Consider the following 14775-nt stretch of genomic DNA (forward strand, 5'->3'; position numbering starts at 1 on the left):
TATTTATTCATCAATTCAAAGTTATTAACATTTTTATTAGCTATGAGTCTCCCCCTGCACCCCCTCTTTAATCATCATCATCATTATAGATATAATCTATTATACAAATCTAAAGGACTGCGCTCAAGGCGACAAATCGCTTTATTAGTGAATTTATTGTTAAAAATTCCCTTGTTTTAAATCGAACTCACGTTAATTATTCTGTCTATTGACAGATTTCAAGCCTATATAGTCTAGGGATTCTTATTCATGCCGTGTCCAATCTATTCCATAATGTATTGGATTCGTGTGAATTTGTGCCATTCGCGTCTTTTTTATAGATGTGTACTCTCGGTAGTTAAATTTAAGAAGAGATGAATTCCAATTTTAAGCTTAAAATTGGAAGAAAGAAGTATTTTTATGGGGTCAAATATGTAATGGGTTAAGCCGAATACAATAAACTCCAGTGAGCGAATTAACTAAGGGGTAATCACTTAAAAACCTGACGCCTCTTTTTTAGCGTCCTCAAACTCTCGCATCATATCTTCAACAATTTTTGATACTGGTTTTACATCGTGAATCAAGCCTGCAATTTGCCCTATTTCTAATTCTCCTTCTTCCAACTGGCCTTCAAACATGCCTTTTTTTGCTCTGGCACGACCTAATAAATCTCTAAGCGCCTCAACTGTTGGTCCCGTTTTGTATAAAGCTTGTATATCGTTATAAAATTTATTCTTTATTAAACGTACCGGGGCCAGTTCTTTTAAAGTTAATTGCGTATCTCCTTCTTTAGCATCTACCACTACTTTTTTAAAGGCTTCGTGCGCAGAGCTTTCTATACTGGCAACAAACCGACTCCCCACTTGTACACCGTCTGCTCCCAAAATCATGGTTGCCAACATCGCTTTTCCCGTAGCTATACCACCTGCGGCTATTAATGGAATATGCACCTGCTCTTTAACCATCGGGATAAGTGTCAATGTAGTCGTTTCATCCCTACCATTGTGTCCTCCTGCTTCAAAACCTTCTGCTACCACAGCATCAACTCCAGCTTCTTGTGCTTTTAAAGCAAACTTTACACTACTAACAACATGCACGACCGTGATGCCTTTTTCCTTTAGCCAATGCGTCCATGTTTTAGGGTTTCCCGCCGATGTAAATACAATTTTCACACCTTCCTCTACAATAATATCCATGATTTCCTCAATATTAGGATATAACATAGGAACATTAACCCCAAAAGGTTTATGGGTCGCTTTTTTACATTTTTGAATATGCTCCCTTAAAACATTAGGATACATAGAACCTGCTCCAATGAGTCCTAAAATACCAGAATTACTTGCTGCCGATGCTAATCGCCAACCACTGTTCCAAATCATACCCGCTTGAATAATTGGGTATTTAATATCAAATAATTCAGTTATTCTGTTATTCATATCATTTTGTCTATTAAGAAATAACCCCAGAACCTACCAATTCATCTTCTAAATACCAAGCTACAAATTGGCCTTCGGTGATTGCAGATTGAAATGCTTCAAATTCAACATACAAACCACTTTCTACTTTATATAATACGGCCTTTTGCAATGATTGCCTATAACGAATCCTAGCCATAACCTCCATGGTTTCGTTTAAATCAAGTTTTAAATCTTCGCGAATCCAATGTAATTCTTGATTTGTTACAAACAATGCTTTTTTAAATAAACCAGGATGTTCTTTTCCTTGTCCGGTATAAATAACATTTTCATCCACATCTGTATCAATAACAAATAATGGCTCTAAAGTACCGCCAACTGCCAACCCTTTACGTTGCCCTTTTGTGAAATAATGAGCGCCTTGATGCTTGCCCACTATTTTACCATAATCAACTTTATAAGCTATCTTACGAGACAAATATTTTAACTTCTCTTCTACAGAATTAAATTCAGGCTCCATATTACCAAAAACAGCTTGCTCTTTGGGTATTTCTACAATAACACCTTCTTTTTGTTTTAGCTGTTGCTGAAGAAAATCCGGTAATTTTACTTTCCCTATAAAACATAATCCTTGAGAATCTTTCTTCTCGGCAGTTACCAAATCCAATTTAGCAGCTATGTCACGTACCTCTGGTTTTGTTAGCTCTCCAATAGGAAATAAGGACTTCGCCAATTGGTCTTGGGATAACTGACATAAAAAATAAGACTGGTCTTTATTCTCATCAACCCCTGCAAGCAACTGATATATTTCCTTGCCATCTTTTTGAATGGTTCCTTTTCTACAATAATGACCGGTAGCGACATAATCCGCTCCGAGGTCCAGGGCAATTTTCATAAAAACATCAAACTTGATCTCTCGGTTGCATAGAACATCTGGATTTGGTGTCCTGCCTTTTTCGTACTCATGAAACATATAATCTACTATACGCTCTTTATACTGCTCACTTAAATCTACCGTTTGAAATGGTATTCCTAATTTTTCAGCAACTAACATAGCATCATTACTATCATCTAACCAAGGACATTCGTTAGATATAGTCACAGAATCATCATGCCAATTTTTCATAAATAAGCCAATAACCTCATAGCCCTGCTCTTTTAACAAATAAGCAGCAACACTAGAATCCACGCCTCCAGAAAGTCCAATAATGACTCTTTTCATTTCTTAAAAATTAAGCAACAAAGATACGTATAATTAGAGAAAATGATATACTTGATAGGGATTGGATAAATGGTTTAATATAAGGTCAAAAAAACGAAATTATGATATTTAGATGACTCATGCATTTTATTTGATTAAATAGGAAATCGTGACATCGAAGATTTGCTTACCAAATCAAGATTCGGCGAAGCCAATGCCTTGCTTTTCCCTTTTTATTCATTCTTTTCTATTTTATATGAATGAATTCATGAATCTTACAATTTCACGGGAATGGCAATAAGGAGCATGTTAGCTAGGTGTACTGTTTTATTGCTTCTTCCTGTAATTCCCTTTTGGAGAAAAGTCTTTCTCGTTTATTAATTTGCCATTTTCATAGTATTTCCAAATACCGTGCTTTTTTCCTTGTTTGTAGCGCCCTTCGATTATCAATTCTCCTTTTGAATCATAATATTTTGAATCCCCGTGCAACTCTCCGTTAACATAAATAAAAGCTTTTAAGACAACATGGTCAACAGAGTACCACGTGGAGACACCATCCAATGTCCCATCATTATAATTTTGTTCTTCTGCTATTTGCCCATTCGGGTAATAAACAAAACGCTCTCCATGCAAATTCCCTTTATTGTTATAATGCTCTAAAGTCAATAGCCCATCAGAGTCTTTTTGATAATATTTCCATGCGCCTATATAAAGCCTTCCATCCATGGCCCCTTCGCTAATAACTTTTCCCTTGGACGTAAAAAATTTGACATAGGTTTTATTATCATTCTCATTGAAAGTTTTTGTTGCTGTTAAAACCGCTTTCTTTCTTATATTCTTGTAAAATTTAAAAACGCCTATTTCCTTGCCGTGCAAAAATTCACCCTCGTATCTAAGAATATTGGTGTTTTTAAATGTCTTTTTCCAAATACCATGACGTTTGCCATTTTCATCAAATTGATTGATACTTTGGGAAAAGCTTAAACCATGAATTAATAAAATAAGTAGCGTTACTATTATCTTTTTCATTTTTCTTTTGAATAAATTTAAATCGAAACTGGTATATAGCTAAATCAGAATGATTTGTCGTAAAATATTCTGACGCTAGAGATCAATTAAACATATGACAGGTCTAAAACTTATGATATTTTTATCTTGACTCGACTATATAACAATTAATTAAACGATAATATTATTTTCAAATTGTATAACAAAAAAGTTGCCATATTTAAATAAATATGACAACTTCTCTTATTAATTCTTAACTCTTATCTCGTTAAGAAAAGGATATTTACTTTTTTCGTTTTTGTTGTGCTTGTTTTTGTTTTTCGGCCTGCTCCATCATTTCCTGCATGCGTGCCTGAAATTTATTTTGTTTCTTAGGTTTCTTTTTATTCTCTTGAATCTGAGCATGAATTTTGTCTTCATCAAGAATATAGTTTTTAATAACCAAGATAATTCCAATACTAATTAAGTTTGAGATAAAATAATATAAACTTAATCCGGATGCATAATTATTAAAGAAAAACAACATCATTATTGGTGAGAAGTACATCATATACTTCATCATTTTTGCCATATCCGGCATACCTTCTTGCTGTGGCTGTGTATTAACCTGTTGCCCCGTCGTTAAGCGCATGTAAAAGAAAATAGCAATGGATGCCAATATGGGAAACAAACTTACGTGATCGCCATAGAATGGAATATTAAATGGAAGGTTAGCCACAGTATCGTATGATGATAGATCATTCACCCACAAGAAACTTTTCTGTCTTAAATCGAAAGCAGATGGAAAAAACTGAAACAGTGCGTAAAACACCGGTAACTGTACTAAAGCCGGTAAACAACCACTCAATGGGCTCGCTCCCGCTTTAGTTTGCAGCGCCATAGTTTCCTGTTGCGCTTTCATTTTATTATTTTTATGCTTCTCCCGAATAGCATCCAATTCCGGTTTCAGGATTTTCATCTTTGCCTGCGATAAAAATTGTTTATACTGTACAAAAGACAGTAATAATTTGATTAATATCGTCATAACAATAATAGCGATACCGTATGGTAAAAAATCACCTAAGAAAGCAAATAAAGGAATAAAAACATACTCATTGATCCAGCCAAAAATACCCCAACCAAGTGGCACCACTTCATCTAAATTTCTATCGTATGCATCTAATATTTTAAAATCACTTGGACCATAATACCAGTCCATGGTTTTATTAATCTCTCCCCCAGCTAATTCCAAAGGTAGTTTTGCTGCAAATGCCTTAGTATAAACGGTATCCACTTCTTCATCCTGAACCAAGTTTTTAGATTCAAAAGTTGCCGTTTTAAATGGTGCATCTGCTAACAATATGGATGTAAAAAAATGTTGCTTAAATGCCACATAACTAACATCTTCCGCCGTATCGTCTGTTTGCTCTTGTTGCCCTAAATAATCATCTTTACCATCTTCATATTCAAAAATCACTTCAGTATATCTATTTTCATAAGAAATACTTTTTGCATGACGATAGGTTTTTAGGTTCCAATCTAAATGAACCGCTTGCGAACTGTTTATAACATCGTTGAATCCTTGTGAACGGATCGTGAAGTCGATCATATAATCGTCCTTTTTCAACTCGTAACGATATTCCAAAAATTTACTTTCAGACACCTTAAGTTTCATTGAAACGATCGTATGGTCACCATTTTTAGTTACAGAAGGTGTAAAATATCTATCCTTGGTGTTAACCGTTCTACTTTCGGTAGTCCCAAAATTAATATTAAAAGAAGCATTATTATCTTTTACAATGTAAATGGGTTCATCATTAAAATCTACGAACTTCTTTAATTTGACCTCAGATAAATACCCGCCTCTATTATTAAACTTTAAAGCCAATAGATCTGTTTCAACAAGGGTTTCTTTTTCTCCGGAATCCAAGGTTTCTGAATAAGCAAATGCACCAAGTTTATTTTTTAGATGGATCAATTGAAGTGAATCTGAAACCTCCCCTGCTGTTGTATAATCTTCTGAAGATGTTATTTTGGTTTGGTTTTGTGCTTCGGCTTTCTTCTCTGCAGCAACCTGTTCTTGTTTTGCTTTTTCTTGAGCTTCCAGCTCTTCTGGCGTTGGTTGGTTTTGCCAAAGCATGTACATTAATATTCCGAAAATAAGTAAAAACCCTATGACCGAATTAATATCTAATTTTTTTTCTTCCATTTATTCTTCCCGTATGTATTAAAAAGATGTCTGCCTACGCAGGAATTATTAGCTAATCAATAAGCTATCCAATTTTAATTTCGTGCCATACTGGCACTTTTTTTATTTTTTTTATGTTTCAAGGCTGCTCTTACAAAAGCCACAAACAATGGATGTGGGTTAGCAACCGTACTTTTATATTCTGGATGGTATTGTACGCCTACAAACCAAGGATGATTAGCTATTTCAATTATCTCGACTAAGCCCGTATCTGGATTTAAACCTGTCGCCAGTAAACCAGCAGCTTCCATTTGTTCCATGTAGGTACTATTAAATTCGTAACGGTGCCTGTGACGTTCTTTTATAATATCGCTCTTATAGGTTTCATGGACAATGCTCCCTTTTTTAAGCTCACATGACCAAGCACCTAAACGCATCGTGCCCCCTTTATCTGTAATACTTTTTTGCTCTTCCATTAAATCGATTACTGGATTCTTGGCAGTCACATCCATTTCAGTTGAATTTGCATCGGCCATACCTAAAACATTTCGTGCAAACTCAATAACAGCCATTTGCATGCCCAAACAAATTCCTAAAAATGGAATGTTATTTTCCCTAACAAATTTTACCGCCGTAATTTTTCCTTCAATACCACGTTCTCCAAAACCTGGAGCTACTAAAACGCCATCTAAGTGCCCCAGTTTTAGTTTTATATTGTCATTATTCAAGTATTCTGAATGAATAGATTCTATTTTTACATTAACCTCGTTCTCTGCGCCCCCATGAATAAAGGCTTCTAAAATAGATTTATACGAATCTTGTAATTCTACATATTTTCCGATCAACCCAATAGTAACTTCTGTCTTTGGGTTTTTATGACGGTGTACAAAATTATTCCATCTAGCTATATCTGGCGTAGAGCTTTCTAAATTCAATCGTTTTAAAACGACCTTATCCAAGCCTTCTTTTAACATTAAATTTGGAACATCATAAATAGTAGAAGCATCGATAGATTGAATAACGGCCTCTTCTTTAACATTACAAAATAAGGCCAATTTACGACGTAAGTCTTTTGGCAGATCATGTTCTGTTCTACAAACCAGTATATCTGCCTGTACACCACTTTCCATAAGTGTTTTAACACTATGCTGCGTTGGTTTTGTTTTTAATTCGCCGGCTGCAGATAAATAAGGTACTAAGGTTAAGTGAATAACAACACCATTATTTTCTCCTAAATCCCAACGTAATTGACGTACTGCTTCTATATATGGTAACGATTCTATATCACCAACCGTTCCGCCTATTTCTGTAATAACAATATCATAATCACCAGACTTGCCCAAAAGTTGTACACGGCGTTTTATTTCATCGGTAATATGAGGAACGACCTGTACCGTTTTCCCTAAAAATTCACCGCGACGCTCTTTTTGAATAACGCTTTGATAAATGCGTCCTGTTGTTACATTATTAGCCTGACTTGTTGGTACGTTTAAAAAACGCTCGTAATGTCCTAAATCCAAATCGGTTTCAGCGCCATCTTCAGTCACATAACATTCCCCATGTTCATATGGGTTTAGTGTTCCTGGATCTACGTTAATGTATGGATCTAATTTTTGAATGGTTACCCGATAACCTTGAGCTTGTAATAATTTAGCTAGCGATGCTGCTATGATACCTTTTCCTAAAGATGATGTAACTCCTCCTGTTACAAATATGTATTTTGTTGTAGTTGTCATGTTGCGCTTATAAACGCAGGCAAATTTACAAAATTAAAATAGTTATTTCAGAATTAGTTTCGGGTTATTTAAAGGGAATTTTAAGCCCTATTTTGGATATAATAAAAATACTTTATTATTCATATAATAAAGTATTTCTTGAACCACACTATCTTCAAGACAAGCCATAGGGGTGTTTCGCTCATTTCCTACCCTCTTCCCTAACCTGGCGCATCCTAGTATAAAACCAAATATTTTATTACTAATAAATTTAATCAATCGTCCTAAACCGATGCAAAATCCTACCAACATAACAGCAACAACGAAAATAATGAAATCTACATTAGTGTTGTCTCATGGTTCCAAAATTTGAATTAACGTAAAGTATAATGTCATTTTAATAATCAATTATAACTCAAAAAATAATCAAGAGTACCATACAAAATCAATTCTCTACTTTTTAAATTCAGTTAATTATTTGATTCTTTGATTACCGTAATACGAAGGGGGCGTTTGTTTGAGGTAATTTTTTTATTAATAGTGTTAATCTATATGTCTAAAAATGAAGAATTTCGAAACAATATTATGAGCAGAACTGGAAGCATATTTATTTACAATACACAAATCATAAAAAAATGGCTAAAGACAAAAAACATCCATTGGAATTAAAAAAAATAAAAGATTTGAAAGCGTCACAAAAGGAAATAAATGACACTATCATGACGACAAATCAAGGATTGAAAATTAATGACACAAACAATTCGTTAAAATCGGGAGAGAGAGGTTCAACACTTTTGGAAGATTTTTTATTACGTGAGAAAATTACAAATTTCGATCATGAACGCATTCCTGAACGAATTGTTCACGCTAGAGGAAGTGCAGCACATGGTTATTTTGAGCTTTATGAAAGTATAGAGCAATTTAGTAAAGCAGGAATTTTTACAGATGTTAATAGAAAAACGCCTGTTTTTGTAAGGTTTTCTACGGTTGCAGGCTCTAAAGGCTCAACCGATTTAGCACGCGATGTACGAGGTTTTGCAGTGAAATTTTATACAGAAGAAGGGACTTGGGATTTGGTAGGCAATAATATGCCCATCTTTTTTATTCAAGACGCAATGAAGTTTCCGGATCTTATTCATGCAGTGAAACCAGAACCTAATAGGGAAATCCCCCAGGCAGCATCGGCTCATGATACTTTTTATGATTTTGTATCACGTACTACCGAAACGCTTCACAATCAAATTTGGGTAATGAGTGATAGAGCCATTCCTCGTAGTTTTCGAATGATGGAAGGTTTTGGTATTCATACATTTAGATTAATAAATGAAAAAGGAGCTTCCCATTTTGTTAAGTTTCATTGGAAACCAATACTAGGTGTGCATTCTGTAACATGGGATGAAGCGGTTAAAATTAGTGGAGCTGATTCCGATTTTCATAGACGCGATTTATGGGATGCTATAGAGGCGGGTGAATTTCCGGAATGGGAATTAGGGATTCAAATAGTTCCTCAAGAAGATGAATTTAAATTTGAATTCGATTTGTTAGACCCTACCAAATTAATTCCAGAAGAACTAGTTCCGGTACAGATTATTGGAAAAATGACCTTAAATAGAAATCCCGAAAACTTTTTTGCAGAAACCGAGCAGGTGGCTTTCTTGCCCGGGCATATTGTTCCAGGTATAGATTTTACTAACGATCCCTTATTACAAGGGCGCTTATTTTCTTATAGAGACACACAGTTATCTAGATTAGGCGGACCGAATTTTCATCAAATTCCAATAAACCGCCCTGTGGCAGAATCCCACAACAATCAACGCGATGGTCACATGCAAATGGAGATCCCAAAAGGGCAAACTGCTTATTTTCCAAATAGTTTAAGTGGTGGCTGCCCTCATTTATCCAAAATAGCCGAAGGTGCATTTCACTCATACGAAGAGCGTATAGACGCCAAAAAGATTAGAACTCGTAGTGAAAGTTTTAATGATCATTTTTCACAACCAGCACTATTTTACAGAAGTTTAGCTCCCTGGGAGCAACAACATATTGCAGAGGCCTATACATTCGAACTTGGTAAATGTAACCAGACTCATATACAAGAACGGATGCTCTGGCTCGTTTCTCAAATTGATACAGATTTGGCAAAAAAAGTAGCGGAAGGGTTAGGTCTTGAAATTCCTGCATCCATCCAACACCCCATTAATCAAGCCATAGGCGCAGATGCCGATGTAGAGCAACAACAACCGCCTAAAAAGAAAAATTACCTCGATGCTGCACCTACACTAAGTCAGGCCAATACTAAATTTGAAAGTATTGCTACAAGACACATTGCGGTATTAGTAGCTGATGGTTTTTCTATGAAAAATTTAAAAAAAATGAAAAGTGTTCTCGAAAAAAAAGGGGCCTTTGTAAAATTAATAGCACCTCATGGTGGTAAAGTAATGTGCGACGAGAATATGGGCCATACCGTAGATGCAGCAATCATGACTACTGAAAGTGTTTTGTTTGATGCACTATATATTCCTGGGGGTAAAAAATCTATTGAAGGATTGAAGAAAGAACCAAAATTTATAAAGTTTATAAATGAAGCCTTTAAGCACTGTAAAGCTATCGCCGTAGATGATGAAGGTGAAGACCTAATTAACGATACTTTTGTTTCACAATCCAAACAGGATCCTGCTATTTTAATTAATAAAGACCCTATAAACTTTGTAGATGCTCTTGCAAAACATCGCAATTGGGATAGAATGGAATTTGTTAAAAACATACCCGTTTAAAAGCTTTTTTTAGGACATTCAATGAAATAGTTATAGTGCATCAACTCGATTCTGGAATCCAGTTAATAAAACAAGTTATTAGAAAAATGACCATTAACGTATTAGTAGGAGTCGTACTTGGATATGTAATTTTTAATATAGGAAAGATAATTCTATATAGACCTTACAGTAACAATGATAAGCAAAATGATATTAGTAAACAGTAAAAAAAGATGTCATCCAATGGGCATCGTTAAAATAAGCCATTGTTAATTTAAAATGTAAAAGTTATGAGTACATACACAGAAAACATAAGTAGTAAATTAAATGATCTTTTAGAAAAAACTTATGATGCAGAAAAAGGTTTTAAAAAAGCCGCAGCGAACACAGATCACACTTACTTAAAAAGATATTTTGAAAGAAAGTCCAAAGAGCGACATAATTTTGGACAAGACTTAAATAATGAGATCCGATCGTTTGGAGAACGTGGTATTGAAAGCGGAAGCATAACAGCTGCTGCCCACCGTACCTGGATGGACATTAAAGCCTTGTTTTCAGTCGATAATGACGAATCTATGCTTGAAGAAGCAATTAGAGGCGAAAAGGCAGCTGTACAGGAATATAAGGATGTTCTTACTGAAACATCACTGCCCATGAGCACGCATACTATATTGCTAAAACAACAAGATGCCATTGAAAGTGATTTAAGAACCATTAAAAGTTTGGAAGATCTACATTAGTTTTTAATGTCATTTCATAGAGAAGAGGGAAGTTTTATACTTCTCTTTTTTTGTGTCTATTATTTATAATATTTTTTTGTGAACTCGTTTAAAATACCCGGTCAATCTGAGCACATGTTTTTGTATGGCAGTAAAAATTAACAATTTCCTCAGGATTCTTTATTAAACAAATGAACCTCCTTTAATGAAATTTTACTTAGCAGGAATAATAGCTTAAGTTCATTTTATTAATAAGTATCATTAGTGTCCGACTAAAGACATAAGACCGCTCCGCTATAAGAACCAAGAATAAAGACTTGACTGTAACTAACTAACAAGCAAAACACATATCATCATTACTTTCCTGAAATCAGAATAATTCAGATAGTCTTAGTCAATATTAAAAGTAAAGTGGCTAAACAGCAAAGCTTTTACAAATACTCTTATAATCAAGTTTCAAACAGTATTCAATAGTTTTAATCGGACAACAATAAATAAGTATAATAAACTATATTTTATATACGATTGCATTTTAGTAATGCTATTGGCATGCTTTTAATAAAAGAAAATTTGTTTGTTAAAAAGGAAAATGGAAATTCTATAAAACATCAATAATATCTTATAATAAACAAGCTTTCAGTATGTCGCATCTTTGTAGCATAAACAAACAATAAAATTTTAATTATTATGAAAAATAAAATTCAATTAGTCGCAGCTCTACTTTTAACTTTTGGAGCATCCATACTACCATTACAAGCTCAAAAGGTTTCATCTTCTGGTGCAGGATTTGGTATAAAAGGCGGTGCTAATTTTTCAAATATGTACACGGACGATGTTGATGATAACAATGTATTAACGAGCTTTAATGCTGGTTTATACGTAAGTATGCCAATTTCTGAGTCCTTAGCTATTCAACCTGAATTTCTGTTTAGCAGAAAAGGATCAGAATTAACGTATGATAATGTCTTTGCAGAAGGAAAAGCCAAATTTAAATTAAACTATATTGAAGTACCCGTGTTGCTTAAGGCAAATATAACTCCAAATTTTAACATTCATGTGGGACCGTATGTAGCCTATTTAATTGATGCACAAATCACCAATGAAACAGAAGGTGGTACGTTCGATTTTGAAGATAATTTTGATAATGATGACTTCAATAAAATTGATGCAGGTATTTCTGCTGGTATTGGTTTTGATTTTGAATCCATTGGAATTGGAGCACGTTACAATTATGGACTTACAACGGTTGGTAAAGAAAGAACGATAGGCACAGATAATTATACTATTCCCGATGGTAAAAATAGTAACCTAAGTGTATATATAGCATTTAAATTAAACTAAATGAAGTAGCTAATATAATGCAATTATTAGGGTATAGGTGGCGTTGCAGAATGGTTGTCCTATTGGTAAATATTAATTTAAGCGTATAGTAGAGAGCGCTTTTTAAAGAGTTAATTATTTAGACTTTTTAGTGTTGTACTTAAAATCTATTTAAATTAACTCTTTATTTGGTTACAACAGAAATAAAATGATTGAAATTCCAATTATTAACAACAAAATCAAACCCCACCAATTCCATTATACAGGTGCTTTTTTTAACTACTAAAGAATATAATAACAATAATGCCATGATTTTTTCACCTAGTGTTGAATTTAAAAAAGATTAGAATGAAACTAGAAGAAATTATAGGGATTTTAGCTGGGGTCTTCACCACTATAGCTGTACTACCACAAATTACGAAAGCTATTAAAACAGGAAGTGTAGAAGATGTCAACCCTTATATGTTTGTAATCTTGTGTATGGGTGTTGGACTGTGGGTCGTATATGGAATTATGAAACAGGATTGGCCAATCATTATTACAAATGGTATTTCCTTCTTTCTTAATGGCATCATGCTTTGCTTAATAATTTTCCCTATTTCCCGAGGAAATTAATCCCATGAGATTACAAGATCAATTTTCTTAATAGATCAGGCTTATTTAGTATTTGAATAGCTTTTTAAACCATTGTAAAATCTATTTATAATTATAAACCCTTTCTAGTAAAGCATCTCTAAAATGAGAAAGAATGATCTTGTTCAATAGAATTCTTAATATTATTCTTTGAGCACATTTAATCATACTGTTATTTATAATTTTAGTATGAACGCATTTAAAAAATATAATTATGAAACAACTAGAATTAAATAAAATTCAACTGGAATATAGAGATTTTATAATTAATAAAAAGCATCCATGTGTCATGGCAAAGACGGTTTTTGCCATGAATAAGTATCACTTAAATATTTATGATGATATATCTTCCGATAAAGTGATCATGCCTATCCTTTTGGACATTAAAAACTATTTAGATAAATATGATGACAAATCTAAGGAATTTGAATCGTTAATAATTTGTTTTAAAAACAGTAAATTTAAATCTGATCTAGAATTTGAAAATGCTTTGTGGAACTTTTTACAAAAACTTCATGATCATGATCATACCGCTTGGGATTCTAATGTAAGTCAAGATCCAAATAATCCAAATTTTAGCTTTAGTTTAAAAGGCAAAGCTTTTTATATTGTAGGTATGCATCCAGGAAGTTCTAGATTGGCAAGAAAAGCTCCTTATTGTACCATAGTTTTTAATTTACATTCGCAGTTTGAAAAATTAAGACAAATGGGGATATACAAAAATATTAAGAAAAGGATTCGAAAACGTGATATGGCATTACAAGGTTCTATAAACCCTGTATTAGCTGATTATGGTTCAGATACGGAAGCGAAACAATATAGTGGCAGGGCAGTTGAGAAAGAATGGACATGCCCTTTTTCTGCCAAAAATTAAAAATACATGAGAACGGTCAATATTATACCACCTCAATCGGGTAAGGCATTTGAAATGAACAAAGGTGATCTCCTCACTGTAATTGATCCAGAGGGAAAGCAAGTAAGCGATATGGTTCTTTTTAATCGTGCAGATAAAAGAGAAAAAATTTCTTCCGGAAAAACTATGGATTTTGAAGAAACCATTTTATTAACGAAAGGAAATTTTTTATGGAGCAATCGCTCCAAAAAAATGATGGAGATAAAAGAGGATACTAACGGAAGAAATGATTTTTTATTAGCACCGTGCAGTCCAGAAACTTTTAAGATTATGTACAACGATCCGTCTTACCATCCTAGTTGTTTGGAAAATCTCCATAAAAATTTGACTAGATTCAGTATTGAAATTGATAATATCCCTACTGCATTCAATATTTTTATGAATGTTCAGTTTGATGAAACTGGTAAACTTAAAGTGCTACCTCCAACTTCTAGACAAGGAGACTTTATTCGTTTTAAAGCTGAAATGGATTTAATAGTAGGGTTAACAGCTTGTTCTGCAGAAGATAGTAATGGCGGTTTTTTTAAACCTATTCATTTTATTGTTACGAATGGTAAAGGTGTCATAAAAAATATTGTAAACGATTTTACATAATTTTCGATGGATTAAAAATATAAAAAGTAGTTCTTTTTTTTGGTTTTTAATGTTTAATTCTAAATAATTCCCCGAAGGCTCTGCCTCGAGGATAGTCTGTTTCAAGATTTTTTTTATTTTGAAATAAACATTATTTAGGAAACTGCCTCTGGATATTCCGAATCAAATCCTCCAGTCCATTCATTTTTAAATCATAAACCTGAGCAAGCATATCCCCTAGTTTTCCTTTTGGAAATCCTTTGTTATGGTACCATACCACGTAATATTCTGGCAAATCAATGAGGTAACGGTCTTTGTATTTACCAAAAGGCATTTTGGTATGTGCCAAATCTATAAGAAATTGTTTATCCGGAAGCAT

Annotated in this window: 12 protein-coding genes; 6 read left to right on the forward strand and 6 right to left on the reverse strand. The window is 33.7% G+C overall.

The window, feature by feature from the left end:
* Positions 1–473: 473 nt before the first annotated feature.
* The 5 genes from PQO00_RS15185 to PQO00_RS15205 all read right to left on the reverse strand — a co-directional run bounded on the left by PQO00_RS15185 (position 474) and on the right by PQO00_RS15205 (position 7506).
* On the reverse strand, positions 474–1445 hold the full coding sequence (locus tag PQO00_RS15185) for a nitronate monooxygenase family protein (RefSeq protein WP_274185807.1): 972 nt from the start codon (positions 1443–1445) through the stop codon (positions 474–476).
* Complete coding sequence (mnmA, locus tag PQO00_RS15190; protein WP_274185706.1) at positions 1429–2616, reverse strand: tRNA 2-thiouridine(34) synthase MnmA; 1188 nt, start codon at positions 2614–2616, stop codon at positions 1429–1431. Before mnmA ends, PQO00_RS15185 begins: the two co-directional genes overlap by 17 nt.
* 306 nt (positions 2617–2922) lie before the next feature.
* Positions 2923–3624 (reverse strand): toxin-antitoxin system YwqK family antitoxin, encoded by a 702-nt coding sequence (locus PQO00_RS15195; RefSeq protein WP_274185707.1) that lies wholly within the window; start codon positions 3622–3624, stop codon positions 2923–2925.
* 262 nt (positions 3625–3886) lie between these two features.
* Positions 3887–5791, reverse strand: a complete 1905-nt coding sequence (gene yidC / locus PQO00_RS15200; RefSeq protein WP_274185708.1) for a membrane protein insertase YidC — start codon at positions 5789–5791, stop codon at positions 3887–3889.
* A gap of 74 nt (positions 5792–5865) precedes the next feature.
* Entirely contained in the window at positions 5866–7506 is a 1641-nt protein-coding gene (locus PQO00_RS15205; RefSeq protein WP_274185709.1) for a CTP synthase, read from the reverse strand.
* Positions 7507–8120: 614 nt separating this feature from the next.
* On the opposite strand from PQO00_RS15205, the gene PQO00_RS15210 reads away from it, so the two are divergent.
* The 6 genes from PQO00_RS15210 to PQO00_RS15235 all read left to right on the forward strand — a co-directional run bounded on the left by PQO00_RS15210 (position 8121) and on the right by PQO00_RS15235 (position 14417).
* The gene (locus tag PQO00_RS15210) at positions 8121–10259 is read left to right on the forward strand and encodes a catalase (protein ID WP_274185710.1); all 2139 of its coding nucleotides are present in this window, start codon (positions 8121–8123) and stop codon (positions 10257–10259) included.
* Between the two features lie 269 nt (positions 10260–10528).
* On the forward strand, positions 10529–10978 hold the full coding sequence (locus PQO00_RS15215; protein ID WP_274185711.1) for a PA2169 family four-helix-bundle protein: 450 nt from the start codon (positions 10529–10531) through the stop codon (positions 10976–10978).
* 666 nt (positions 10979–11644) lie between these two features.
* Positions 11645–12298: a porin family protein gene (locus tag PQO00_RS15220; RefSeq protein WP_274185712.1), complete on the forward strand. Its 654-nt coding sequence runs from the start codon at positions 11645–11647 to the stop codon at positions 12296–12298.
* A gap of 327 nt (positions 12299–12625) precedes the next feature.
* Positions 12626–12892 (forward strand): SemiSWEET family sugar transporter, encoded by a 267-nt coding sequence (locus PQO00_RS15225; protein ID WP_274185713.1) that lies wholly within the window; start codon positions 12626–12628, stop codon positions 12890–12892.
* 232 nt (positions 12893–13124) lie between these two features.
* On the forward strand, positions 13125–13784 hold the full coding sequence (gntA, locus tag PQO00_RS15230; RefSeq protein ID WP_274185714.1) for a guanitoxin biosynthesis heme-dependent pre-guanitoxin N-hydroxylase GntA: 660 nt from the start codon (positions 13125–13127) through the stop codon (positions 13782–13784).
* Between the two features lie 6 nt (positions 13785–13790).
* Positions 13791–14417 carry an urea carboxylase-associated family protein gene (locus PQO00_RS15235; RefSeq protein WP_274185715.1) on the forward strand — a complete coding sequence of 209 codons (627 nt, stop codon included), beginning with the start codon at positions 13791–13793 and terminating at the stop codon, positions 14415–14417.
* Positions 14418–14547: 130 nt separating this feature from the next.
* Here the strand turns inward: PQO00_RS15235 and PQO00_RS15240 are convergent, their stop codons facing one another.
* A complete protein-coding gene (locus PQO00_RS15240) occupies positions 14548–14775 on the reverse strand; it encodes a DUF3820 family protein (RefSeq protein WP_274185716.1) in 228 nt (75 codons plus the stop codon).

The sequence above is a fragment of the Flavivirga sp. 57AJ16 genome (assembly GCF_028736925.1).
GTDB lineage: Bacteria > Bacteroidota > Bacteroidia > Flavobacteriales > Flavobacteriaceae > Flavivirga.